This is a genomic window from Novosphingobium gossypii, from assembly GCF_050433305.1.
GTDB lineage: Bacteria > Pseudomonadota > Alphaproteobacteria > Sphingomonadales > Sphingomonadaceae > Novosphingobium > Novosphingobium gossypii.
This window is the reverse complement of record NZ_JBNPXM010000013.1, coordinates 43,706-68,204: the sequence shown is the minus strand read 5'-3', so window position 1 is coordinate 68,204 and position 24,499 is coordinate 43,706. Positions and strand designations below refer to the sequence as shown.

General features: G+C 62.6%; 22 protein-coding genes. 19 read left to right on the top strand and 3 right to left on the bottom strand.

Annotated features, from left to right (window positions below; translation table 11 throughout):
• Window positions 1-80: 80 nt before the first annotated feature.
• Window positions 81-2,195 (top strand): TonB-dependent receptor, encoded by a 2,115-nt coding sequence (locus GGR40_RS19005; protein ID WP_429277823.1) that lies wholly within the window; start codon window positions 81-83, stop codon window positions 2,193-2,195.
• 150 nt (window positions 2,196-2,345) lie between these two features.
• Here GGR40_RS19005 and GGR40_RS19000 read toward each other — a convergent pair whose 3' ends face one another.
• Entirely contained in the window at window positions 2,346-3,233 is an 888-nt protein-coding gene (locus GGR40_RS19000) for a LysR family transcriptional regulator (RefSeq protein WP_429277822.1), read from the bottom strand.
• 97 nt (window positions 3,234-3,330) lie between these two features.
• Here GGR40_RS19000 and GGR40_RS18995 point away from each other — a divergent pair, with 97 nt between their 5' ends.
• Entirely contained in the window at window positions 3,331-4,080 is a 750-nt protein-coding gene (locus GGR40_RS18995; protein WP_429277821.1) for a sulfite exporter TauE/SafE family protein, read from the top strand.
• Between the two features lie 540 nt (window positions 4,081-4,620).
• On the opposite strand, the gene GGR40_RS18990 is transcribed toward GGR40_RS18995, so the two are convergent.
• Complete coding sequence (locus GGR40_RS18990; RefSeq protein ID WP_429277820.1) at window positions 4,621-5,769, bottom strand: Gfo/Idh/MocA family protein; 1,149 nt, start codon at window positions 5,767-5,769, stop codon at window positions 4,621-4,623.
• A gap of 114 nt (window positions 5,770-5,883) precedes the next feature.
• Here GGR40_RS18990 and GGR40_RS18985 point away from each other — a divergent pair, with 114 nt between their 5' ends.
• From GGR40_RS18985 to GGR40_RS18935, 11 genes are all read left to right on the top strand, one after another.
• On the top strand, window positions 5,884-6,264 hold the full coding sequence (locus GGR40_RS18985; RefSeq protein WP_429277819.1) for a c-type cytochrome: 381 nt from the start codon (window positions 5,884-5,886) through the stop codon (window positions 6,262-6,264).
• Between the two features lie 15 nt (window positions 6,265-6,279).
• Window positions 6,280-7,323, top strand: coding sequence for a sugar phosphate isomerase/epimerase family protein (locus GGR40_RS18980; RefSeq protein ID WP_429277818.1), 1,044 nt, complete (start codon window positions 6,280-6,282; stop codon window positions 7,321-7,323).
• Between the two features lie 72 nt (window positions 7,324-7,395).
• Window positions 7,396-8,700 (top strand): MFS transporter, encoded by a 1,305-nt coding sequence (locus GGR40_RS18975; RefSeq protein WP_429277817.1) that lies wholly within the window; start codon window positions 7,396-7,398, stop codon window positions 8,698-8,700.
• Window positions 8,697-9,623 carry a hydroxypyruvate isomerase family protein gene (locus tag GGR40_RS18970; protein ID WP_429277816.1) on the top strand — a complete coding sequence of 309 codons (927 nt, stop codon included), beginning with the start codon at window positions 8,697-8,699 and terminating at the stop codon, window positions 9,621-9,623. The genes GGR40_RS18975 and GGR40_RS18970 overlap by 4 nt, the downstream gene beginning before the upstream one ends.
• A 16-nt stretch (window positions 9,624-9,639) precedes the next feature.
• Complete coding sequence (locus GGR40_RS18965; protein ID WP_429277815.1) at window positions 9,640-10,467, top strand: 3-keto-disaccharide hydrolase; 828 nt, start codon at window positions 9,640-9,642, stop codon at window positions 10,465-10,467.
• The gene (locus GGR40_RS18960) at window positions 10,464-11,033 is read left to right on the top strand and encodes a gluconate 2-dehydrogenase subunit 3 family protein (RefSeq protein ID WP_429277855.1); all 570 of its coding nucleotides are present in this window, start codon (window positions 10,464-10,466) and stop codon (window positions 11,031-11,033) included. Before GGR40_RS18965 ends, GGR40_RS18960 begins: the two co-directional genes overlap by 4 nt.
• A complete protein-coding gene (locus tag GGR40_RS18955; RefSeq protein ID WP_429277814.1) occupies window positions 11,030-11,875 on the top strand; it encodes a sugar phosphate isomerase/epimerase family protein in 846 nt (281 codons plus the stop codon). The genes GGR40_RS18960 and GGR40_RS18955 overlap by 4 nt, the downstream gene beginning before the upstream one ends.
• Window positions 11,876-11,911: 36 nt before the next feature.
• Window positions 11,912-13,594: a GMC oxidoreductase gene (locus tag GGR40_RS18950; RefSeq protein ID WP_429277813.1), complete on the top strand. Its 1,683-nt coding sequence runs from the start codon at window positions 11,912-11,914 to the stop codon at window positions 13,592-13,594.
• An 81-nt stretch (window positions 13,595-13,675) separates the two neighbouring features.
• Complete coding sequence (locus GGR40_RS18945; protein WP_429277812.1) at window positions 13,676-14,713, top strand: LacI family DNA-binding transcriptional regulator; 1,038 nt, start codon at window positions 13,676-13,678, stop codon at window positions 14,711-14,713.
• A gap of 44 nt (window positions 14,714-14,757) precedes the next feature.
• The gene (locus GGR40_RS18940) at window positions 14,758-15,174 is read left to right on the top strand and encodes a Dabb family protein (RefSeq protein ID WP_429277811.1); all 417 of its coding nucleotides are present in this window, start codon (window positions 14,758-14,760) and stop codon (window positions 15,172-15,174) included.
• Window positions 15,175-15,355: 181 nt separating this feature from the next.
• Window positions 15,356-15,772, top strand: coding sequence for a peptidase M16 family protein (locus GGR40_RS18935; RefSeq protein ID WP_429277810.1), 417 nt, complete (start codon window positions 15,356-15,358; stop codon window positions 15,770-15,772).
• 290 nt (window positions 15,773-16,062) lie between these two features.
• On the opposite strand, the gene GGR40_RS18930 is transcribed toward GGR40_RS18935, so the two are convergent.
• Entirely contained in the window at window positions 16,063-16,443 is a 381-nt protein-coding gene (locus GGR40_RS18930) for a winged helix-turn-helix transcriptional regulator (RefSeq protein ID WP_429277809.1), read from the bottom strand.
• Window positions 16,444-16,547: 104 nt separating this feature from the next.
• Here GGR40_RS18930 and GGR40_RS18925 point away from each other — a divergent pair, with 104 nt between their 5' ends.
• From GGR40_RS18925 to GGR40_RS18900, 6 genes are all read left to right on the top strand, one after another.
• On the top strand, window positions 16,548-17,609 hold the full coding sequence (locus GGR40_RS18925; protein WP_429277854.1) for an SDR family oxidoreductase: 1,062 nt from the start codon (window positions 16,548-16,550) through the stop codon (window positions 17,607-17,609).
• Between the two features lie 1,154 nt (window positions 17,610-18,763).
• Window positions 18,764-19,264 (top strand): sigma-70 family RNA polymerase sigma factor, encoded by a 501-nt coding sequence (locus tag GGR40_RS18920; protein ID WP_429277808.1) that lies wholly within the window; start codon window positions 18,764-18,766, stop codon window positions 19,262-19,264.
• 35 nt (window positions 19,265-19,299) lie between these two features.
• Entirely contained in the window at window positions 19,300-20,235 is a 936-nt protein-coding gene (locus GGR40_RS18915; protein WP_429277807.1) for a FecR family protein, read from the top strand.
• Window positions 20,236-20,313: 78 nt separating this feature from the next.
• Window positions 20,314-22,689, top strand: coding sequence for a TonB-dependent receptor (locus GGR40_RS18910; RefSeq protein ID WP_429277806.1), 2,376 nt, complete (start codon window positions 20,314-20,316; stop codon window positions 22,687-22,689).
• Between the two features lie 239 nt (window positions 22,690-22,928).
• On the top strand, window positions 22,929-23,348 hold the full coding sequence (locus GGR40_RS18905) for a hypothetical protein (protein ID WP_429277805.1): 420 nt from the start codon (window positions 22,929-22,931) through the stop codon (window positions 23,346-23,348).
• 352 nt (window positions 23,349-23,700) lie between these two features.
• Window positions 23,701-24,453, top strand: coding sequence for a DJ-1/PfpI family protein (locus GGR40_RS18900; RefSeq protein WP_429277804.1), 753 nt, complete (start codon window positions 23,701-23,703; stop codon window positions 24,451-24,453).
• Window positions 24,454-24,499 lie beyond the last annotated feature (46 nt).

Below are 24,499 nucleotides of genomic sequence, written 5' to 3'. Positions count from 1 at the left end.
GTGCCGAGATGCTATTGCGAAGCGTTCTCATCGTGTGTAGGCGGCCTGTCGCCTGAAAGTTTGCCATACGGGGGTCGCGCATGAGTTACTGGTTGATCGCGGCTTCTGCCGCAGCTGCTGCCGCAGGAGATGCTGGACCAGCGGCTGAGGGGCAGTCCGAGCGCAAGCTGGACGAAGAAATCGTCGTTAGCGGAGAGCGGAGCAGCTTCAAGACGGACGTGGTCCAGGTCGGTGCGTTCCGCAACCAGTCTATCCTCGATACTCCGGCGACGATCGCGGTGATCTCCCGCTCGTTGCTCGACGCCCAAGGCGCGGCCGGGCTGGAGGAAGCGCTGCGCAATACCCCAGGCGTCACCCAGCAGGCGACCAGTCCCACCACCAGCAACAACTTCGTTTCGCGCGGTGTCCTGATGAATGCGCGCACGAACTATCGCCTGAACGGCGCGCTGCAGATCATCAATCTCAGCCCCGTGCCGATCGAGAACAAGCAGCGCGTGGAGCTGTTGAAGGGCGTCTCGGCGCTTTATTACGGCATCGCCACCCCGTCCGGCATCGTCAACGTGGTGGCCAAGCGCGCTGGCGATCGTCCGGTGACAAATGTCTACGTCAACGGCGACGCCGAAGGGAGCGTCGGCGCGGGCGTGGATGTCGGGCGCAAGTTCGGGCCCGACAGGCAGTTCGGCGTGCGCCTCAACGGCTATGCCAGCCACGTCGAGACACCGATCGACGGCATCAACGGCCACCGCTACCTGGCCAGCGGCGCGTTCGACTGGCAGGCAACAGACAGGCTCTCCCTCAAGCTCGATGTTGAGCACTACCGCCGCGCGACGGACGAGCCGGGTGGCATTTCGCTCTCGGCTTTCCAGTTGCTGGGCGATGTAATCCCCAACCCGCGCAACCGCTATGCGCCGGTCAACGCCCCCTACCGCACCTGGTCCACCAACGTGCTGGGCCGCGCCGACTATGTGCTGGGCCGCGACTGGTCCGTCCGCGTGGAAGGTGGCCTGGCTACCTCGCGGCGCCAGCGCAGCCGCGCCGATTTCAGCTTCACCAATGCCGCCTCGGTGACGGCAGGCGCCGGGCGGATAACGGGCAACTACACGCCGGACCAGAGCTATCGCAACGAGTATGCCCGCGCGGAGATCGCGGGTCGGCTGGATACGTTTGGCATCCGCCACGAACTGCTTATCGGTGCCGCGCGCAACCGGCAGGTGCAGGACGACCAGCACCAGCGCAACTATGCCTCCACGGCCAATACGCCGGCCACGCAGCAGAACATCTACAACCCGCGCCCGATCGATTTTGACGCGCTGAACTTTACCTCGGTGCGCACGCTGCCGGGCAGCGTGAACATCGATACCGGCTTCTACGTTCTGGACACGGCGCATATCGGAGAGAAGCTGCTGCTGATCGGCGGTGTGCGCCGGGTCCTCTACGATACCGAAAACCGCGATGGCTCCGGCCGTACCCGGATGACGGCATGGACGCCGACCGGGGGCGTCGTGTTCAAGCCGGCGCCGAAAAGCAGCCTCTATTTTACCTATATCGAGGGGCTGGAAAGTGCGGGCACGGCGCCAGACGGCACGGTGAACCAAGGCTCGATCATGCCGCCCGTAGTCAGCAGGCAGATCGAGGCGGGCGCCCGCGTGGAAGTGCTGGGCGCCCTGGCCAGCCTGGCCTATTTCAATATCGATCGCGGCCTGAGCTACACCGATATCCCGACCAACACGTTCGTAACCAACGGTCGCGCGCGGCATGAGGGCGTGGAGGCGGCAGTGCAGGGCAATCTGACCCGGACCGTGTCCGTCGCGCTTTCGGGCCAGTACCTTCGCGCCGTTCAGGAGCAGACCGGCAGCGCCCTGCAGGATGGGCGGCGCGTGGACAACACGCCCCGCTGGTCCGGCTCCGCCTTTGTGGAGTACCGTCCGCCGATCCTGCCGGACTTCGGCATCAACGCGGGCATGTACTATACAGGAATGCGCTATGCCGATGCGCGCAACCTCTATGTCATGCCCGGCTTCACCACCTATAGTGTTGGCGCCAACTACAAGCTGCGCCTTGCCGACGACCGCGCGGTAACGCTGCGCGTCAATGGTGACAACATCACCAACGAGCGGTACTGGTCCACCGGCGGCACGGTCTTCTATGTCGGCCTGGCACGGCAGGTGCGTTTCTCGGCAAGCATGGATTTCTGACGGGCAGATCGCAGAACGGAAACCTGCTATGAACCCATCTTGTCCTGCTACCCGCGATCGACGTCGACACCTGCCTGATTAGCGCACGGTCTGCATGTGGGTCGCGATTTTAGCGGTGAGCGTCCACACAAGGTCGGCGGCAACCGGAAGCTATTCGCTCACTTGTGACAGATGATCGAAAAGTGCCCGGGCGGGCGGTGTGAGTTCGCTTTCGTTACGTATACATACTGACAGATGGCGAGTGGCCCAGTCGTCATTCAGGCGGATGATCGCAATATCCATTGATCGGCGGTAACGTCGCGCGGCAGATTCAGGGACGATCCCGACGCCCGCCCCGGCACCCGCCATCTGACAGATGCCATCGAAGCTGCGGAGCCGAACCCGCATCTTCAACCTTGCCCCGGCGCGCGATGCATGCCCGTCGATATGGTCCTGCAGCGCCCCGCCCGTCAGGCCGATGAAATGATGCCCGAAAAGGTCGCCGAACCTCACCCGCGTCTGTTCTGCCAGCCCATGGCTCTTGGCCGCAACGACAACAAGGCGATCAATCGCGAACGGCCGCAAGGTCAAATCACTTGTCTCGATCGTGCTTGACAGCACGCCGATTTCGGCGAAGCCTGCGGCGATGCTTCTCGCAATGTCGGCGCTCTGCCGCTCCTTCAGGTCGATGTCGATCTGAGGGTGGCTCGCCATCCAGGGCGCCAGTCTCCTGGGTAGAAACTCGGCAATGGCGGCGGTGTTCGCGAAGATGCGAACCGAAGCGCGCAACCCCTTGGCATATTGGCCAATATCGCCCCGCATCTGCGCCATCTGGTGCAGGATCGTGCGGGCATGATGTGCCAGCATCTCTCCGGCTTGCGTTGGCGCTATGCCGCGGCGCCCGCGATTGAGCAGGGTTACTTCCCCGGTTGCTTCCATGTCGCGGAGCCGTTCACTGGCCGCTGGAAGGGACAAGCCTATTTCGGCGGCACCATGGGTGATGCTCCCAGCATCCACCACCGCGAGAAACAGGCGAAGGTCGGTCAGGTCGAAGCGCATGGCAGTCTCCTAGCGTGTTTCCTGCCTTCGCTCCAGCCGAAGCCACAGTTTGGGCCTCCCGCATTGTCAGGCGCAGAGCGGTCGCTACCCCACACGCATGTCTGACCATTCATTCCCTATAGTCGCCGTGATCATCACGACCTTCTTTGCCGCGGGCATCGTCAAGGGCGTGACGGGCATGGGGTTGCCCACGGTGGCCATGGGCGTGCTGGGATCGCTGCTATCGCCGCTGGCTGCTGCTGCGCTGCTGCTGGTGCCATCGCTCGTCACCAACGTCTGGCAGCTTCTGGGACGCGCGAAATACGGGACGCTCATCCGCCGCCTTTGGCCCATGATGCTGACGATCATTATCGGGACGGTCCTCGGCTCTGAGGTGCTGACGGGCGGGCAGGCCAACCTTACGACGACGGCCCTTGGCATCGCCCTGATGATCTATGCGGCATATACGCTGCTGGCCAGGTCTCTTCGCGTTTCTCCTAAATGGGAGCCGTGGCTGTCGCCGGCGGTCGGGCTCGCTACTGGAGTGGTTACGGGTGCGACGGGCGTGTTCGTGATACCGGCCGTGCCCTACATCCAGTCGCTTGATCTGGAGCGCGACGATCTGGTGCAGGCGCTGGGTCTTTCGTTCACCGTGTCGACGATAGCGCTTGCGATCGGGCTGTTCTGGCATGATGCATTGCCGGTCGGGAACCTGCTAAGTTCGACGCTTGCGGTCGTTCCCGCGCTCCTCGGCATGGCAGCCGGGCAGTTGATCCGGACACGGATCAGCCCTCAGCTATTCCGCCGACTTTTCCTGATCTTCCTGCTGTTTCTGGGCTTGGAAATGGCCCTTCATGGCCTGCGTTGACAGAAGTCTCTTCCATTGCGCACTGCTGCGTCTTGCTTTCGTGGGTTTGTCGGCGGCGTTTGTCATCACCACGCGACAAATTCTGTCAAACTACTAACGGTGGCTTTGCCCCCAACGACTCCTCGATCTGGCCGAAAGCCTTCGAGGCAGCTGACTTTCCGGACCTAAGGGATGCGAAATTAGCACCTGAACGGCAAAATAGCGTCGGGATAGACTGGTGGCTTTTGAGGCAGCAGCCCAACCGAGATGTAGCTTCATAGAGCGCCCGAAGATTGGGCATCGCCCGACAGGAGCTCACGAATTGGTGCCCTCGTAAGCTTGTACCGCGTACGACCGACAACGCTGGGGGTGGGTCCCTCGCTATCTTGGCACTTCATCGGCCGGATCTGCTGAGCAGCTCGCTGGCCCAGAATTAACTGTCCGTACTCAAGGCCAGACCGTCAACCGAATGTACCAGGCACTCGGGCCGGCGGGGTGATCCGGGCGGCTCGCGACATCTGCCGCACAGTCGCTCGAACCGGCTTGGTGCCGGTTCCAACGTCATTCGTCAGAGAGCTTTGTCCATTTCACGGTGGATGCGTTGTTGGCGACGACGTTCTCTACGAAGGCCATCGTCCGCAGGCCTGCATCGACCGTGGGAAACGCGGCATGGCTAGCCGCCCCGCCGCCGCTCAAGATTTGCGACGCGAAGGCGCGGTAGAGGTTGGCGAAAGCTTCGATGTAGCCTTCCGGATGCCCTGCCGGTGTACGCAAAAGTCGCATTGTGGTTTCCGCCAGACCCGGTCCACCTGCGCGGATTTCTTCCGCCGGACGGTCCAGCCAGCGCAATTTGAGAGTGTTTGGCTCCATCTGAGCCCATTCCAGTCCACCATGTTCGCCGTGGATTCTCAGCTTCAGTCCGTTCTCTTCACCCGCTGCCACCTGGGTAGCCTTGAGGACACCGCGCGCTCCGCCATCGAGGCGCAGCAGGACGCTGACATCGTCGTCCAGCAGTCGACCGGGAACGAAGGTGGAAAGGTCGGCACAGAGTTCCTGCACCTGCAATCCCGAGACATGTTCCGCCAGATGGAAGGCATGGGTGCCGATATCGCCGAGGCAGCCGCCCAGGCCGGCGCGCAGCGGGTCGGTTCGCCATTCCGCCTGCTTGTTGCCTTCCCGGTCTATCGCCTTGCTGAGCCAGCCTTGCGCGTATTCCACCTGTACCAGCCGGATCCTGCCGAAGTCGCCGCGCGCCACGCGCACGCGGGCTTCTTCCACCAGGGGGTAGCCGCTATAGGTGAAGGCGAGGCCAAAGTAGCGATCGGATCGGGACGCGGCCTGTGCGATCAGGCGTGCCTCCTCCATGTTGAGGGCCATCGGTTTTTCGCAGAAGACGTGGAAGCCCGCATCCAGCGCGCCAATGGCCATGGGTGCGTGGAGGTGGTTGGGCGTGACGATCGCCACCGCATCGACACGCTCGTTGGCTGGCAAAGCCGCTTCCGCCGCGAGCAATGCGTCCAGCGACGGATACGTACGGGCGGGTTCGATGCCCAGCGTTTCCCCGGATCGTCGGTTGCGGTCCGGATCGCTGCTGAACGCGCCGGCGACCAGTCGCCAGTCTCCGTCGAGCGCGGCTGCCGCGCGGTGAACCGCGCCGATGAATGCGCCTTCGCCGCCTCCGGCCATGGCAAGACGCAAGGTGCGTGACATGTCCCTCTCCCTTTTTCCCAATCCACACCCAGCCCTTATTTCAGGCCTTGATCTGCTATGATTTACCGGTAAACGTTAAGCAATAAGAAAATCGATGGAGAGTCGAGGATGCGCATGACAGCAGCCCTCATCCGAACACAGACCACTGCACTTGTTGCGGCCATGTTCGCATTACCCCTTTGCGCGCAATCTGTCGCAGCGCAGGCCGCGCCGCCTGCATTCAACGCCTGCAAAGCCTGCCATACCGTGAACAAGGGCGGTAAGAACGGCATTGGGCCTAATCTCAACGGTGTTTCGGGCCGTCAGGCGGCTTCGGCTGCCGGGTTCAACTATTCGGCGGCGCTCAAGGGCGCCAAGCTGCGCTGGGACGATCAGAGCCTCGACAGCTTCCTGGCGGCACCGGCCAAGAAAGTGCCCGGCACGCGCATGCCCATCGGCACGCCCGATCCGGCCAAGCGCGCGGCGATCATCGCTTATCTCAAAAGCCTGAAGTAAGGGGACGGCAAGGCCATGCGGGGTCCGGCAGTATTCCTGGCGCAGTTCATGGGCAACGATGCGCCGTTCGACACATTGGACAATGCCGCGCGGTGGATGGCGCAGGCGGGATACCAGGGCATCCAGGTGCCCAGCAACGATCCGCGCTGCATGGACCTATCGCTGGCCGCGGAAAGCCAGGACTACTGCGACGAACTGGCCGGGCGCTGCCGGGAGGCAGGCGTGGAGATCACGGAACTGTCCACGCACCTGCAAGGGCAGCTGGTCGCGGTTCACCCCGCCTACGATACGGCATTCGACAACTTCGCCCCGGCGCAACTGCGCGGCAAGCCCGCAGAGCGCCAGGCCTGGGCCGTCGATCAACTGAAACTGGCGGCCAGGGCGAGCCGCCGTCTTGGGCTTGCGGCACATGCGACATTTTCCGGAGCGCTGGCTTGGCCCTTCGTCTATCCCTGGCCGCAGCGTCCGGCGGGACTGGTGGAAGACGCATTCGCGGAACTGGCGCGTCGCTGGCGTCCGATCCTGGACGCTTTCGATGAAGAGGGCGTCGATCTCTGCTACGAACTCCATCCCGGCGAAGACCTGCATGACGGGCTGACGTTCGAGCGATTCCTGGATGCGGTGGGCGGCCATCGCCGCGCCAATATCCTCTACGATCCCAGTCATTTCGTGTTGCAGGCGATGGACTACCTCCAGTTCATCGACATCTATCACGAGCGCATCAAGATGTTCCATGTGAAGGATGCGGAGTTCAATCCCACGGGGCGGGCTGGCGTCTATGGCGGCTATGCCGACTGGATCGATCGCCCCGGTCGGTTCCGTTCACTAGGAGACGGGCACGTTGACTTCACCGGCATCTTCTCGCGCCTCACCCAGTACGGTTACGAGGGCTGGGCGGTGCTGGAATGGGAATGCTGCCTGAAGCATCCAGAAGACGGCGCGCGCGAAGGTGCCCCCTTCATCGAAGCGCACATGATCCGCAGGCCGGAACGTGCCTTCGACGATTTTGCGGGGGGCGGTGACCCGGCCAACAACCGCCGCTGGTTGGGACTGACCTGACAGCGGAGCACGCACGCCCCCGATCGGAAACATCAGGCGGGGCATAAGAGGCTAGGGGGAAGAGGATCGGACATGACGGGCGTAAACCGGCAACGACTATTCTGGCTGAGCGTTCTGGCGCTCTTCACGGCGTCCATGAGCGCATCCCTGCGCGCCGCCGTCGCAAGCAGCCTCAAGGCGGGATGGATTGATCCCATCGCGCCGATCGCGGCGGGCGAGATGATCGGCGCAGCGCTGGGTTCGGCGTTCCTGGGCTTTTCGATCACCGTTTTCGTGGTCAGCGCCGTGCTGGACCGGATCGGTATCCGCCGGGTGCTGATCGGCTGCGGCGTGGCTTTCCTGATCGGCACGACGCTGATCGTCACGGCCGGCCTGTTCGCAACCGGCATGGCGGTCTATCAGGTGGTGTGGCTGGGGATGCTGCTGAGCGGCATCGGCTGGGGTTTTGCCGAAGCCTCGATCAATCCGCTGACCGCCCGGCTCTATCCCGAAGACACGACGCATCGCCTGAATGTCCTTCATGCCTGGTATCCCGGCGGACTTATCGTCGGCGGTCTGGCCGGAGTGTTACTGGCGCCGCTGATGCCCTGGCAGGCGATCATGGCGCTGGTGTTCCTGCCCGCGCTCGGCGTCATCCTGATCGGCGCGACGACCCGATTCCCCGAGCCCCCCGCCGCCGCCGGTGACCGGACGACGAAGGACATGATGCTGGAGGTGGTGCGCCGTCCCAGCTTCTTCGTCTGGTTCGGCGCGATGTTCCTCACCGCTTCGTCGGAACTGGCGCCGGGCCAGTGGATCGACGTCGCTCTCAGCAATCGGGTGGGAATGCGCGGCATCCTGCTGCTGGTCTACGTCAGCGCGCTGATGTTCGTGTTCCGCCATTTTGCCGGACGGATTGCCGGACGCCTCTCCAATCCAGGGCTGCTCTGGGTGTCGAGCCTGCTGGCGGCCATCGGCCTGTTCCTCCTGTCACAGGCCCAGTCGCCGGTTTCCGCGATCCTTGCCTCGACCGTTTGGGGGCTCGGCGTCTGCGCGATGTGGCCGACCATGCTGGCTTCCGTTGCCGAGCGCTATCCGCGCGGAGATTCGTGGGCGCTGGGGCTGGTGGGATCGGCGGGTGCGCTTGCCAGCTTCTTCGTGCTGCCGCGTCTGGGCGAGATGTTCGATGAGGCGAAAGTGGAGATTGCCGGCGGGCCAGAGGCCTTCACCCGGATGAGCGGTGCCGCATTGCGCGCCGTGGAGGATGCCGCCGCGTCGCAATCCTTCGCCCGCCTGGCGTTCGTGCCGCTGACGCTGCTTCTGGTATTCGGTGCCATCTGGTTGGCGGAGAGGCGCTCCGGGCGCCGAACCGCTCGCTTGGCGGAGGGCGCGGCATGAGCCTGACGAGACGCACCATGATCGCCACCGGCCTTGCCGCCGCCGCTGCCCCGGCCCTGTCGGCGGCGGCCCGGAACGCCGGCGGGGAAGGCGGTTCCAACGCCGCGCACTTCTCGCTGGGCTACGCCCCGCACGAGGGAAGCTTCGCCAGCCGGGGCGCTCTGCTCGAACAGATCGCGTTCGCCGCTGACCAGGGTTTTCGCGCCTGGGAGGACAACGAAGCGCGCAAGCGGACGGTCGCCGAGCAGGAAGCCATGGCCCGCGCCTTGTCGCAGCGGAACATGACCATGGGCGTCTTCGTCGCCAGTATGCCGAAGTGGGCCGATTTCCGGCCGGTCCTGGGCAGCAACGACGATGCCGACCGGGATGCCTTCCTGGCCGATATCCGTAGCTCGATCGAAGTCGCGAAGCGGCTGAATGCCAGGCACATGACGGTGGTCACCGGCTTCATGGACCGCAAGGTGCCCGAAGCGATCCAGACCGGGCGCATCATAGACTGCATGCGCCGCGCCGGAGACATCGTTGCGCCGCATGGGCTTGCGCTGGTGATGGAGCCGCTCAACACCCGGACCAACCACCCCGGCGTATTCATGCAGTCGATCGCGCAGGGCTATGCGGTTGCGCGCGGAGCCGACAGTCCGGGCGTGAAGATTCTGGCGGATCTGTACCATGAGCAAATCCAGTCGGGGAACCTCATCCCGACGCTCGAAGCCTGCTGGGCGGAAGTCGGCTATATCCAGTTCGGCGACAACCCCGGCCGCAAGGAACCTGGCACCGGCGAAATCAACTACGCCAATATCGTGCGCTGGCTGCGTGGCAGCAACTACACCGGCGTGATCGGCATGGAGCACGGCAATTCGCTCGCGGGCCGCGAGGGCGAGGAGCGATTGATCGCTGCCTATCGGGCCATCGATAAAACCTGAAGAAGGGAACCAGAGGATGAAGTACATCCCTATCGGCCTAGTGCTGGCGAGTGGTATCGTCGGCTGCACGCTGCTGGAGGCACAGGACAAGCCGGGCTTCAAGGACACGCCGATGCTGCCGGGCGGCCAGTGGCATGTGCATGACCCGGATCGCCCAGCGCCGGCGGTAGTGACGCCAAAACCTGCTTCCGGTGGCGCGCCATCCGATGCCGTGGTGCTGTTCTCCGGCACTTCGCTCGACGCGTGGCGCGGCGAACGCAGCCCGTGGAAGGTCGAGAACGGCGTCATGACCGTCCCCTCCCGAGCGCAAAGCGGCGGCGAGAACAACCTGATTTCCAGGCAGGAGTTTGGCGACGTCCAGCTGCATCTGGAATTCCGCTCACCCAATCCGCCGGCAAAGACATCCCAGGACCGTGGAAACAGCGGGATCTGGTTCATGCAGCGCTACGAGGTCCAGATCCTCGACAGCTATCGCAACCCGACTTATGCCGATGGCACTGTGGGCGCGGTCTATGCCTGGAAGCCGCCGCTCGTTAATCCCTCGCGCCCGCCGGGGGAATGGCAGAGCTACGATATCATCTTCGAACGTCCGCGCTTCGATGCGAATGGCGGACTGCGCCGCCCGGCCTATGTCACGGTATTGCTGAACGGCGTGCTCGTGCAGAACCATCAGGCCATGCTGGGCACCACCGCCTGGCGCAAGGTCGCCCAATATCAGGCGCATGGCGACAAGGCGCCGATCCAGTTGCAGGACCACGATTCGCCGGTGTCCTTCCGCAACATCTGGGTTCGTCCGTTACCGGAAGAGGCTATCGCTCAGGATCTCAAGGGGGGAGCACGATAATGGATCGCAGAAACGCGCTTGCGGGCATGGTCGCCCTGTTCGGTGCCCAGGTATTCGCTCCGCTTGCCCGTGCCGCGGGGCTCGCACCCGCAGCCGCCATCCCGGTGATCGACCAGGGCGTTCCCAGCCTCCAGGTCTTCACGCCCTACCAACGCGCGCTGATGACGGTGCTGTGCGAGAGGATCATCCCGACCACCGAGACCCCCGGCGCGATCGCGGCGGGCGTGCCGATGTATATCGAAAAGCTGCTTGCCGACTGGGCCGTGGCCGAAGATCGCGAGCCGATCCTGTCCGGTCTGGCGGAAATCGATGCGCGCAGCTGGCAGGACTATCGACTTCCGGCTGTAAAGGCCAAGCCCGAGCAGCAGGACGCCCTGCTGACCCTGGCGATGAACGACGAACTTCCTGATGGAGAGGAGTTCTTCAAGGCGTTCCGGCAGATGGTCGTGGTGGGGTACTACACCTCGGAGATCGGCATCACGCAGGAGCGCGAATACTTGCCCGTCCCAGGCGAATACAACGGCGCCTTTCCCTATTCCCAAGTCAACAAGGTTTATTCGGCATGATCGTAAATCGTCGTTCCCTGATGTTGGGCGCTGGCGGCGTCGCAGCGCTGGCGTCGCAGCCTTTCCTCGCCGGTATCGCCCGTGCCGCGCAGATCCGCAGCATCGGCCTGCAACTCTATACGGTGCGTGAACTGTTCTCGGCCGATCCGGTAGCGACGCTCGAAAAGGTCGCGAAAGTCGGCTACCGGGAAGTCGAATTCGGCGGCGGCGGCTACGATACCATGGACCATGCCCTGCTGCGCAAGACGATGGACCGGTTGGGCCTGAAGGCGCCATCCATCCATGTCGGCTACGACGCGCTGCTGGACAAGTTCGACGCCAGCGTCGCCATGGCCAAGACGCTGGGCGCGGAGACGGTCGTGCTGCCCTATATGGTGGACAAGTATCGCAGCGCGGCGGCATGGGATGCCGCACTCGTCAATATCAACCGCGTCGCAGGGCAGTTGAAGACAGCGGGACTGGGCTTCGCCTACCATAACCACGACTTCGAATTCACGGTTAAGCCGGACGGCGTCAGCCTGTTCGACAGCCTGGTGAAGGCCTGCAACCCTGCGCTCGTGAAGATCGAACTCGATCTCTACTGGGCGATCCATGCCGGGCAGGATCCCCAGGCCCTGATCCGCAGCCTGGCCGGGCGCATCTACGCCTATCACGTCAAGGACATGAAAGCCGATCGCAGTATGACGTCCGTGGGCGCCGGGACGATCGATTTCGCCTCCATCTTCAAGCTCAACGGTCTGGCCGGGGCGCGGCACTTCTATGTCGAGAACGACCAGTCGCCCGCACCATACCTGCCCGACATCACCAAGAGCTTCGAAACGCTCAGCGCCCTCAGGTTCTGAGCGCACTTCAGACCATAGATCGGGGAGAGGATCACGATGGCTACTACGGACAGGTTCGATGCGATCGTCATCGGCTCGGGCATCAGCGGAGGCTGGGCCGCCAAGGAACTGACCGAAAAGGGTCTGCGCGTGCTGATGCTCGATCGCGGGCACATGGTCGAGCATGGCGAGGGATACACCTATGACGGCAAGCCCGCCTACGAAGTGCCCGCCCGCAACATAATGCCGGACGGCCTGAAGGAAAGCGACTACTTCATCGCCCAGCACGGCTATGTCGCGCCAAGCAACCAGGCCTTTTACAACAACGACCGGTTGAACCCCTACGATTACGAGGGTGGCAGCAAGTTCTACTGGATCCGTCCGGCGGCTGTCGGCGGCAAGTCGCTGATCTGGGGACGGTGGAGCTTCCGCTGGAGCGCGGCGGATTTCGAAGCGAACAAGCGCGAGGGCATCGGCGGCGAGTGGCCTATCGGCTATGACGATCTGGTACCCTGGTACAGCTATGTAGAGAAGTATATCGGCGTATCGGGATCGCGCGAAAACCTCGACTATCTGCCGGACAGCGAATTCCAGCCGCCGATGCCGATGAACATCGCCGAGGAATGGATGAAGGGGAAGCTGGAAACCGCGTTCCCCGGTCGCAAGATGATCAATGCCCGCCTGTCCAACATGACCGAGGACAAGCCCGAGCAGAACCGCTCGAAGTGCCAGGTGCGCAACCAGTGCGGCAATGGGTGCTCGTTCGGGGCCTATTTCTCGACCCAGGCGGTCACTTTGCCGGCAGCCCGCGCGACGGGACGCCTGGTGCTGCGGAGCGACGCCGTCGTCACCAACCTCGAATACGATCCGGCTACGAAGAAGGTGACCGGCGTCCGCTTCATCGATGCCAGGACCGGGCAGGCGGAAGTCGTACACGCCCGGGTCGTCTTCCTGAATGCCTCCACGCTTGGCTCGGTGCAGATCCTGATGAACTCGCGTGCCGAGGGCAGCGAGCGAAGCCACTTCGATACCAGCGGCACGCTGGGCCGTTATGTGATGGACCATATCTTCCGCGTCGGCGTGAAGGGCGATATTCCCGGCATGGAGGAATTCATCGAATATGGCCGACGCCCCGGCGGTATCTACGTTCCGCGCTTTCGCAACAACGGCAAGGACGAAGATCTCGGTTTCCGGCGCGGCTATGGGTATCAGGGCGGCGCCTATCGCGAGCCTTCGAAGCCGGTTGGCTTTGGCGCATCGATGAAGGAGGGCATGCGTCGTTACAGTGGCTGGAAATTCCAGATGGGCGCGTTCGGCGAATGCCTGCCTTACGAGGATAATCGCGTTTCCCTGAACCCGGACAAGGCGGACCGTTTCGGCCTTCCGCTGATGCGGTTCGATGTCACCTTCCGCGACAACGAACTGCGCATGATGGCGGATGCCCGTGAGCAGGGTGAAAAGATGCTGCGCGCGGCCGGGCTCACGAACGTCGAGAGCAAGGTGAGGGAGCATGTGCCGGGCGACGCCATCCACGAGATGGGCGGCGCGCGGATGGGCGACGATCCCCGCGCGTCCGTGCTCAACAAATGGAGCCAGGCCCATGACGCCTCCAACCTTTTCGTCACCGACGGTGCCCAGATGGCATCGATTTCCTGCGTCAATCCGTCGCTGACATTCATGGCGCTGACGGCGCGCGCCGTCGATCACGCCGTGAAAGGGCTCAAGGCTGGAACCATCTGACGAGGACACAGGCCAGCCGGGATTTCAGCGCTGCGAAGGGGCTGAAAACACGCTATCGGAGGATATGGAGACAAGGATCTGATGGCGAGGCGAAGCGAAGCAGGGGTGACGATCCGAGCCGTGGCACAGCGCGCGGGCGTATCCGCGATGACCGTGTCGAACGTGATCAACGGTGCCGGACGTGCCAGCGCCGCTACGGTGGCAACTGTCCGCGCCGCTATTGCGGAGCTGGGCTATGTACCCAATCTGGCCGCCCGGCAGTTGTCGAAGGCGCGGGCGACCACGGTCGGACTGCTCTATAGCGACCGGCGGACGCCCTTCCTCGATGCCGTACTCGTGGGAGCCTTGCGCGCCACCAATGCCCACGGGCTGCAACTGATCCTGCGCGAGGGCGAGGGCGTCAGCCGCGACGAGGCTGAGCGCATGGCGGGAGAACTCGTGCGCTCGGGTGCCGACGCCTTGTTGGTCATCCCGCCTTTCGCCGAGCAGCTCAGTGGATCGCGCAGAATAACAGAGTTGGGCGTTCCCATGGCGGCAATCGCCACCGGCACTGCCATGCCCGGTGTCACGACGGTGCGGATCGACAATCGCGCCGCGATGCTCTCGATCACGCAGCAGGTCATCGCCAGTGGCCACCGGCGCATTGCCTATGTCGCGGGGCCAGATCGTTACAGCGTGGTCGCTGCCCGGCTCGACGGCTTCAGGGCCGCACTGCACGAGGCGGGAATTCCCGAGGATGCGGAGCTGGTCGTGCGGCATGGCGAGTTCGATTACGATGCGGGCAAGCTCGCCGCGCAGACGCTGTTTCGCCAACCGAACCGGCCGACGGCGGTCCTGTGCAGCAGCGACGATCTTGCGGCGGGAGTCGTGGCCCAGGCGCATCATGCCGGGCTGCAATTGCCCCAGGATCTGACCGTCACCGGCTTCGACGACACCATTCTGGCATCACGCATCTGGCCGCCGCTGACGGTCGTGCGGCAACCTGTCGAGGAGATGGCGTTCCGCGCGGCGCAATGCCTGATAACGGCACTGGCCAGATCGCAGCCCGAGATCAGCGACGAAGTTTTTGATCACGCAATCATCAAGCGCAATTCCATCGCCTTTCCCACCGCGAGATAACGTTTTTGCAGGTGGGCGAGCGGTCAACTACGGAGAATCGCATCATGGAAACGAGCAGAAGGGAACTTGCGGCGATGATCGCTTTGGGAAGTACGGGGATCGCCCTTTCATCCACGTCTTCGCCGGCGCAGACGGGCACGACGCTGGCGTCACCCGCACTTGTGCATCACGTGTTCTTCTGGCTGAAGCGCCCCGGATCGCAAAAGGATCGCGAACAACTTATCGCAGGCCTGCGGACCTTGCGGAATATTCCGGTTATTCGAAGGCTGGAAATTGGCGTTCCCGCCGGTACCGAAAGCCGTGATGTCGTGGATGCCAGTTACGATGTTTCGGAGCTGATGTTTTTTGATAACGTGCAAGACCAGAAGACCTACCAGGAGCATCCGGTCCATCAACAGTTCGTCAAGTCCTGCGAACACCTTTGGGCCAAAGTCGTGGTCTATGACATGGCGACCGTGTGAGTGGCGCGTGCATTCGTCATTCGAGCGCGCTAGGTCGGCCTGGGCGCCCTTTGGGTACCATCGTCGCTGCTCTGGTCGACGGTCTAGAAGACCGAGCGGCCATCCTCCGCAGCCCCGCAGAGCGTGGATGTGATTGCGTGGGCGCTCGCTGTCGGCAGATCGGTGGTACTGCCGATCGTGATTGACGCTTTCCAGGGTCTGCCATGTCTGGAAGGACTACGGGTATTTTCAGGTCAACGCGTTGATCGAGGCCACTGACATTTCGGAAACCCGCCATGCGATCGAAGCCGTGGTGGCGCGTCTGCGTGCAGACGCGGTCAATCCAGATGTCCTTCAGCGCGCCCGTGAGCCGATGCTGCAGCGGCTCGCCAATGCACTCAAGAGCAATGGCGCATGGCTGAGCCTGGTGTCGCGGTCACAATCGCAGCGTGACCGCGTCGCCCGGTTCACGGTGGCGGCGGATCGCCTGCGCGCGGTCACCGCTGTCGATCTGCAGGTCGTTATCTTCGCGCCGGTCATTGCATGGAGGTATTGTCGATTGCAGAGGGTTCTGACGCATCAGCCGCAGGCGTGTAAGGCTAGTCGCGTCGCGGTATGATCTGCGGCCATCAGAGGCGTACGGCTTCACTAACAGGATTCCGCGAAGAAAGTTCAGCGCATCGCGGGGCACGCAAGAATGCGCACAAGCATGAGCGAACTTTGTTCCGAGAGGGCCCGGTCTTGCACCTGAGGATCAGATTCTGGCCGCCGTGGGTCCTGAAAGGGTCGCAGCGATGGCCACGGGTTCGCACAGCAAAGGTGGTGGCGCGAAACTCGACCATCCGTACCGCGATGATTTCCGATTTGTGGCCATGATTAGCGACCTTGCTCAATCTGCGACTGAAGGTGTCAGTTTCGTCTGCTCGTTGGTCTGGTGCCGAGCTGATCGAGGGCATCGGGATTGTCGCGCCCCCATTCATAGAGCAGTTCCACCGGTTCCACGAACCGTGTCCCCAAGGCCGTTAGGCGGTATTCGACCGCCGGCGGGATTTCGCTTAGGACATGACGGCTGATCAAGCCGACATCTTCCATGTCGCGTAGCGTCTGCGTCAGCATTTTCTTCGAAATGCCGGGAAGGCTGCGCTGCAAGGCACCAGTGCGGCAAGCGCCACCATGCCGCGCATGCAAAGTGTGCAGCACCATGCTGGTCCATTTGGTCGCGAAGAGTGACAGCACCCGGCGTGGAGCGCAGTCTTCGCGCCATTCTTCTTCAGGGGTTCCGGGTAGCATGACTGGTTACCTTTTGGTGCCTAGTGACCTATTTGGTGCCGTCTAGAACGAAATGCGCATCGTGCCTAGTTGAGTTGCTCTTGAACGAGACGAAGGTGATGATCATGGCGAAGGTCGCGTTGGTAGTTGGCGCTAGCGGCATAGTGGGAAGTGCGACGGCTGCATTGCTGGTCGAGCAGGGCTGGGCTGTTTACGGTCTGTCCCGGCGCCCGGTCGAGCAGCACGGTGTACTTCCCATCCCCACCGACCTGCAGGATGCGCAGGCTACCTCTGCGGCACTCGCGCAGATCGACCCTGAGGCGGTTTTCATCACCACGTGGTTGCGTCAGGACAGCGAGGCGGAAAACATCCGGGTGAATGCTGCCATGGTTCGAAACCTGCTCGCCGGCTTGCCGAAAGCATCAAGCTCCCGCCACGTCGCGCTGGTCACCGGGCTCAAACATTACCTGGGCCCGTTTGAGGCATACGGGAAGGGGACCTTGCCTCAAACACCCTTCCGCGAGGAGCAAGGTCGGCTCGATGTCGAGAACTTCTACTATGCTCAGGAAGATGAACTGTTCGCAGCGGCGCAGCGCGATGGTTTTACCTGGAGCGTACATCGTCCCCATACAGTCATCGGCAAGGCGGTGGGCAACGCCATGAACATGGGAACCACCCTGGCGGTCTATGCTTCCCTGTGCCGAGATACGGGTCGGCCGTTCGTCTTCCCCGGGTCTACCGCACAGTGGAACGGCCTGACCGACATGACCGACGCCGGGCAACTGGCGCGGCATCTGCTATGGGCAACGGAGACCAAAGCTGCCCACAACGAGGACTTCAACGTGGTCAACGGCGATGTATTTCGCTGGCAGTGGATGTGGAGCCGGATAGCAGACTGGTTCGGCCTCGAGGCAGAGCCTTTTGATGGAGCCGTCCGACCACTGGAAGAGCAGATGGCAGATGACGCTGATATCTGGCGGGCGATGGCGGAGCGTGCTGGTCTGGCCGAACCGAATTTGTGGCGTCTAGCATCTCCCTGGCACACCGATGCCGATCTTGGCCGCCCTATTGAAGTGGTTACGGATATGTCAAAGAGCCGGCGGCTCGGCTTTACGGCATATCAGTCGACCGACGAGGCCTTTTACGCGTTATTCGAGCAGCTTCGCGCGGATCGTCTTATACCGTGACGCTGTACACGCGGGAAAGATGAGCGGACGATCCGCACCTCAGGAACCAAAATCACTGGCTGAGCGGCTACAGAGGGTCGGTTTACAGCTATCGCGAATGTCGTATTATCCAGAGGCACGGCCTGTTTAACCCTGCCACTTGGATGACAATTACGGAACAATCGCTTTGACCGGTTCCGTCATATCCTGGGGGAGCCGTGAATGACTATCGCTACCCGGCTTGAGCACAGCGCCAATGACGGGCATTGGTGGGTCATGGCAACGCAAACGACCGGAGCTGACATCTCGACCAGTCACTTTGAACCCGAGGACAGAAAACGTAACGTGCGTGACGCGCTTCTCAACGCGACCTTGCAACTTGCGTCTGCCGAGGGATTAGAGGCAATCAGTCTTCGGTCGGTCTCCGCGGGGATCGGCAAGAGCACCAACTGTCGTAAAAGCCATAGGTGCTGCTGCGGGAAGCGCCCGCGAACGAGAACAGCACGTCTGGCAGGCGGGTGACACCGCGCAGTTTGAGTGATTAGCGGTGACGATCGAAATGGCCTGCGGCAGTTCGATCAGTGGAATGCCAGCCCTCCCGCTATTTACGTCTTCACGCAAATGCTTCCCTGTGACCAGGATGCGCGCCTCCGGCTGTTCGTTGGCCGGGGCGCCAGTTTCCTCAGCGCGGGATGCGCTTGATAATCCGGCCAAGGCGATTGTGGCGCAACCTGACGCCATTCTCAAAAAATGCCCCATGTCCGCTCCCTCCAATTTCCGGCTAATTAAACCTATTGCGACGCGTTAGCAATGATTCACAAGCAAGTTGTTATTGAAGCTCTTAAGATCGCAGCCAAATGCCAGCCTATAGGAACCCGCTTCGAGGTTTGTGGAAATCGAGATGTCGCGGGCGGCCCCCGTGCTGGGGCCAGTGCTCCGCAGCAATCGGGCCGCCATTATCAGCTTTATCCCCCAGCCTGTAAAGTCTCAGCCGACCGGACGATCACGGGCTTGAGGCGCCGCCTGCGAGCAAGGCCAAGCACTGTCCCATTCCTATTGGCAGACCTTGCGAAACCGAATGCGGAGCGTCCATCCTGCCAATCAATTGCTATTCAGTCGCATTTGCGGCAATACGGAATCATGAACTGTGTCCCGCCTCTTTTTCCGTGACTTCAATGATCGCGAGATCCGCGATCGGCAGCGTTTACGCCGACCACGGATCGTGGTTGCAGCGTTGGCTGTCTAGTCGCACCCGCTGCCCGCACAGTGCCGCGGATCTGGCGCAGGACACGTTCTGCCGCTTGCTGGAAACAGGTTTGCCCACGCCGTTGCGCGATGTGCGCAATTACCTGTCAGTAGTTGCGCGGCGCCTTTTGATCGACGACATACGTCGCCGCGATATCGAACGGGCGTATCTCCAGGCAGTTTCCGTAACAACCGGCCATTGTGACGAACTGACGCCTGAGCGGATCGTGGCCGCAGTCGCGCTGCTCGATGGGCTGGTACAGTTGCTTGACGGATTGACCGGGCCGGTACGTGAAGCGTTCCTGCTGCGCCGCATCGATGGGCTTACGCACGAGCAGATCGCCGATCGGCTCAGTGTTTCCGACCGCACGGTCAAGCGTTACATCGCGCAGGCTTATGCTGTCTGCTACGACTTCGCCTACCCCGACTGATGCTTGACCCTGCCTCGCCCCGCCCGACCCGCGATATGGTTCGCCGCGCAGCGCAGTGGGCGGCGGAAATCGACGGCGGGATCACGCCCGAGCGTGCATTTGCCTGCGAAGCATGGTGCGATGCGGACGCTCGCCACCGTCTCGCCCTAGAGCGCATGCGTGGGGTCGAGACGCACCTCGCCCAGCTTGATGCGGCCGGGCAACACGTTCTTTCCCGTTCGTCTAGGCGGGCAAGCAGTGCCGCGCGTGCTTCCGTTCTTGGAAGCGGGGTGCTCGCGATTACCTTTGCTGGTTGGTTGGGCATGTCGAGCCTGACACTGCGTCAGTACTGGCCCGAACAGCGAAGCGGAACAGGCATGATCCGAAGCCTGAACCTTGAAGACGGCTCGGTGCTTGATCTCGATACCGCCACGAGCATCGACACGCGCACGACCACCTCGCAGCGCCGCATCGGCCTGTTTCACGGACAGGTCATGGCGCATGTCGCCAAGGATCCGGACAGGCCTTTCGTAGTGGAGACGCGCGAGGGCAGGGTGATTGCGCTGGGTACTGTATTCTCTGTACGACGCGACCAAGCGGGAACCGTGGTTACCGTAATTGAATCGCGCGTGCGGGTCTGCGCCCGCCGGTTAATCTTCAAGGAACAGTGCTTGCAATTGCGACCGGGGCAACGCGCACGTATCGCAAGCGGGACCATCACCCGGCTTGACCCTGTCAGTCCCGATCAGGCGGCGGCATGGACAAAGGGCTGGCTGGAAGCCGACGACATGCCTGTCGGCGAGGTTCTTCTCGAACTGAACCGTTACCGCGTCGACCCAGTCAGATTCGATTCCCGCGCGCTCGCAGGTTTGCGTATAACCGGCAGCTTCCCGCTCGCTGATCCCGATCGCGCGCTATCCGCATTGGCGGCCGCTTCCGGACTCACCCTTGGACAGACGGGGGCCAGCCCGCGCGTTTCAAGGTTTCGCTGATTTTTCCTGAGCCTGCTGTCCCATTTCGCTGCGCTCATCCGTCCCCTGCGTTGAAACCTGATTTCAGAAGGGGGAACCATGAAGACTTTTTACGCGGCAACATCCGCCGTTGCGTTGGGGCTGACCGCAGCCGGTGCTTGCATTCCTGCCGTCTCGCAGGCTCAGACGGCGACCAGTGTCCATAGCTTCAACATCCCGTCCGGCCCTCTCGGAGCAGCGCTGGCCCGCCTCGGGAGGCAGGCCAGGACGGTGGTGACGGTCGATCCGGCGCTTGTCCAGGACAAGCGCACCGCCGGTCTGTCAGGCCGCCATTCTGTTGCTGACGCGTTGGCCCGGCTCCTCGCACCCGCCGGCCTGCAAGCCATGCCGGACGGTCGTGGCGGCTATCACGTGGGGCGCAGGACTGGCACTGGGCCGGTCTCTTCACGTCCCGTCGTGCCGCCGCGCCCACTTGCCTCGCCCGCCAGTCTGGCCGCCCAGCGCCAGGATGATGCCGGGCAGGCACAGGACCAGATCGTCGTAGTGGGCGCACTCACCGATCATGAGATCACCGAGGACCAGATCGAGTTCCGACAGTCCAACAGCCTGGGCGATCTGTTCCGTTCCACGCCTTCGGTCACGGTTGGCGGTTCGATCGGGATCGCCCAAAAAATCTACGTACGCGGGCTCGAGGACAGCATGCTCAACGTCACCGTGGATGGTGCCCCCCAGCGGGGCACGCTGTTCCATCATATCGGCCGTGTGTCGATAGAGCCTGAACTGCTCAAGACGGTGGATGTGAAGGCCGGCGCCGGCGAGGCCACGTCCGGTTTCGGCGCGATCGGCGGTTCCATCCGCTTCCGTACGCGCGATGCGGACGACCTTCTGGCACCTGGCCAGATGATCGGTGCAATGGCCAAGGCAGGCTGGTTCTCCAACGATGGCTACAAGCTGAGCGGAACCGTCTACGGCAGGCTCTACGGCGATATCGGCGTCGTCGGTTCCTACACCCATGTCGAGCGCGAGAACATGAGGGACGGCGGCGGTGAGGAGTTGCTGGGAACCTCCGCTAAGCAGAAGCTCGCCTTCTTCAAAGTGGGCGGTGCTCTTGGCGGTGGGCACCGGCTGTCCGCCAGCTACGAACAGCGCGATGAGGAAGCGGCGTTCGGCCAGCGCCCCAACTGGCCGGTGCTGACCGGCGATCCGCTATTCCCCGCCAAGGGCAAACGTCAGACAGTGACTTTGAATTACGGTCTGTCCGCCAGCGACCAGGTGGATATCGAGGCCACCGGGTACTGGACCCGCTCGCGCTTCACTCAGGATCGCTACGATCGCTGGGGGCTTTACGATGCGGCGATCCGGTCGATGGGGTTCGACCTGCGCGGGCGTTTCCGCGGCGCAGGACATGACCTTGTGGTGGGCGGCGAGTATCGCGATGACCGCGTCTCCAGCGAATACCTTGCAGATGTCAGCGTGTGGGGACCCTGGGCCTGGGATGCCACGATCGGCCGTTTCGAGGAGAAAGGGACCGTGTTCGGGCTCTACGCTCAGGATCACTGGACGATCGCAGATCCTCTGACGCTCAGCTTCGGCCTGCGCTACGACGCCTATGACATGACCCAGATCACGTATCGCGACGGCACGGACAGCGACGGGGTGAGCTGGAACGCGGGCGCGCGCTATGAGCCTTTCAACGGATTCAGCCTGAATGCCAGCTTCGCTCAGGCATTTCGCGGCAAGGAGATCGGCGATGCGTTCACGCTGGAGAGGCGCCCGGGGCGCATCTCGCTCGCACCTGACCTTCGCCCGGAAACGGTCGACAACTCTGAAGTGGGCGCCACATTCCAACGCGGTGGGTTGCGGCTCTCAGCGGTCTATTACGATATGCGGATCGATGACGTGATCCTCGACCAGATTGGCAACGGCCCGGCCCCGCAGGCGCCGAATTATTACGAGAATGTCGGCCGTTTCAAAGCGGACGGGGTGGAACTGCGCGCGGGTTACAGCGCCGGCGCTTTCTCCATCGACGGATATTTCAACCATTACCGTTCGCGTATCAACGGCGCGCCGGTGGAGGGGTACGAGCACATCGGGCTGGGCACGTCCGTCGGTGACAACTGGAACGTCACCGCCGGCTACCAGCCCACACCCGCGCTGGGCGTTCAGATCAGCGTGACGCGTTACAACGATCTCAACGACATCGAAGTCCTGCAACGCAATGTGGAGATCGGCTGGGCGGAAACTACGCAGTTTGTCGATAAGCCGGGTTACACCGTGGTCGACGTCTTCGGTCGCTGGCAGCCGTTTGACACCGAACGCTTTACCCTGCTCGCGGGCGTCTACAATTTGTTCGACAAGCGGTATCGCGCACATGCCAGCGTGGCCGACTATACCGCAATCCCCGATTTCGAAGGGGTTGTCGGCGTGCGCGAACCGGGGCGCGACATCAGGCTTACAGCCGCCGTGCGGTTCTGATACGCCATCGTTGGCAGCGGCCTTTGTGGCTCTGGCACCATTGCTTCTGCACCGGTGCCAGAGCTGTGACTGCGCGGCGCGGGCATGAAGGAGCGGCGCCAGACGGTGTTGGGGTTGTACTTTGCCGCCGCTTCGTTAAGCGTTCCGGGCAAAGACCAGAATAGGGATAACTGATTGTACCACGCCTTGGGACGGAATGCCCAAGTGACAATCCCGATCGGTCCGCATAGGGCAATGATGTGCAAGCCGTCCGGCGCCTTATCCTGGCCCGCAGCCAGCTCGCCGCGCTGATCTGCATCGCGGCTCTCGCACTGCGTGTGCTGATCCCCGCCGGCTACATGATTTCCGATGACGCCCGAAAGTCGCAGATTACACTGTGCTCCGGGATCGTCCAACAACAGCAGGAAATGGCGACGGGGGAGCCCGACACGGATCACACCATGCCGGAGCATGATAAGTCCAAGGAGCACGGCAAAGCAGAGATGCCATGCGCCTTCTCCAGCCTCGCAACGCAAGCACTTGGCGGGGCCGGTGCGATCCTGTTGGACGCAGCCCTCGCCGTTGTTGCGGGGAGGGCACTGCACGCTTCGCCGCCCACCGCCATTTTCCCGGCACCTTACCTGCGCCCGCCCTTGCGCGGACCGCCGCTGCTCCGCTGATCCGGGTACGATGACTGTTCGACGGCGTCGGGCAGCGCATTGCTGACGATCTGCGCCCATTCCACCGGTGCAGCTTCCGCTCCAGTCGTGCGAGCCGTCCAGTCCATCTTTTGAAACCTCAACCTGCGGGCGCGGCTGGAAGATCGGAACTTTGATCGAGGAATGGTGTCGTCTCGCTCCAGAAGCACGGATGAACTACCCTATCTTTCGGTGCTTGTCGCCGTACTTGTCGGGCCTGCAACATTGCAGGATCCTTCGAAGCGCCGTCGCAAAAAGGTTCGCCGTCCAATCCTGAACACGCCCCACCAACCGTCGGCACTTACCTTGCCGGTATCGATGAAGGGACTTTCTCATGTACAGATTCAAGTTCAGCCTGGCGATTGCCGCCTTGATTGTTGGCACAGCAAGTGCCAGCGAGCACCCTGCCTTCGGCCAGCAAGCCGCACCCATCGCCGCCAAGGGCGGGGCATCTTCCGGGCAGATGACGCGTCCTGTGCGCAACCCCACAAAACGCATCGGTATAGTCATTTTCGACCGGTACGAGACGCTCGATGTCTTCGGTCCGGTCCAGATGTGGGGACGGCTCCCGGACTACCAGATCGTCATGATTTCACAGACTGGCGCGCCCGTCACATCGTCGCAAGGGGTGTCGACCAACGTCGCCTACTCGTTCGCAAACGCGCCCCAGATGGAGATCATCATGGTACCCGGCGGCGGCGGCACCCGCAGCGAAGTGAATAATCCGGCGATGCTCGACTTTCTCCGGCGGCAGGACCGTTGGACCGAGTGGACCACTTCTGTTTGCACCGGAGCCGCCGTGCTGGCCAAGGCCGGCGTCCTCGACGCACGGCGCGCAACCACCAACAAGCGGGCTTATCCGTGGGCGACGAGCCAATCGGCCAAGGTTCAATGGCAGGGCCGCGCAAGGTGGGTCGTCGACGGCAAATACGTGACGTCGTCGGGTGTTTCCGCCGGCACCGACATGGCTTTGGCGCTGGTCGAAAAGCTCTACGACCGTAAGATGGCCGAGCGGATCGCCGATGGTGCGGAATATACGTGGAACCACGATCCGCAGAATGATCCGTTCGCGATCGCCGGGCAGTAATGATAAAGTCGCGCGTGGCATCCCTCGCCCGATCAGCGAGGGATGC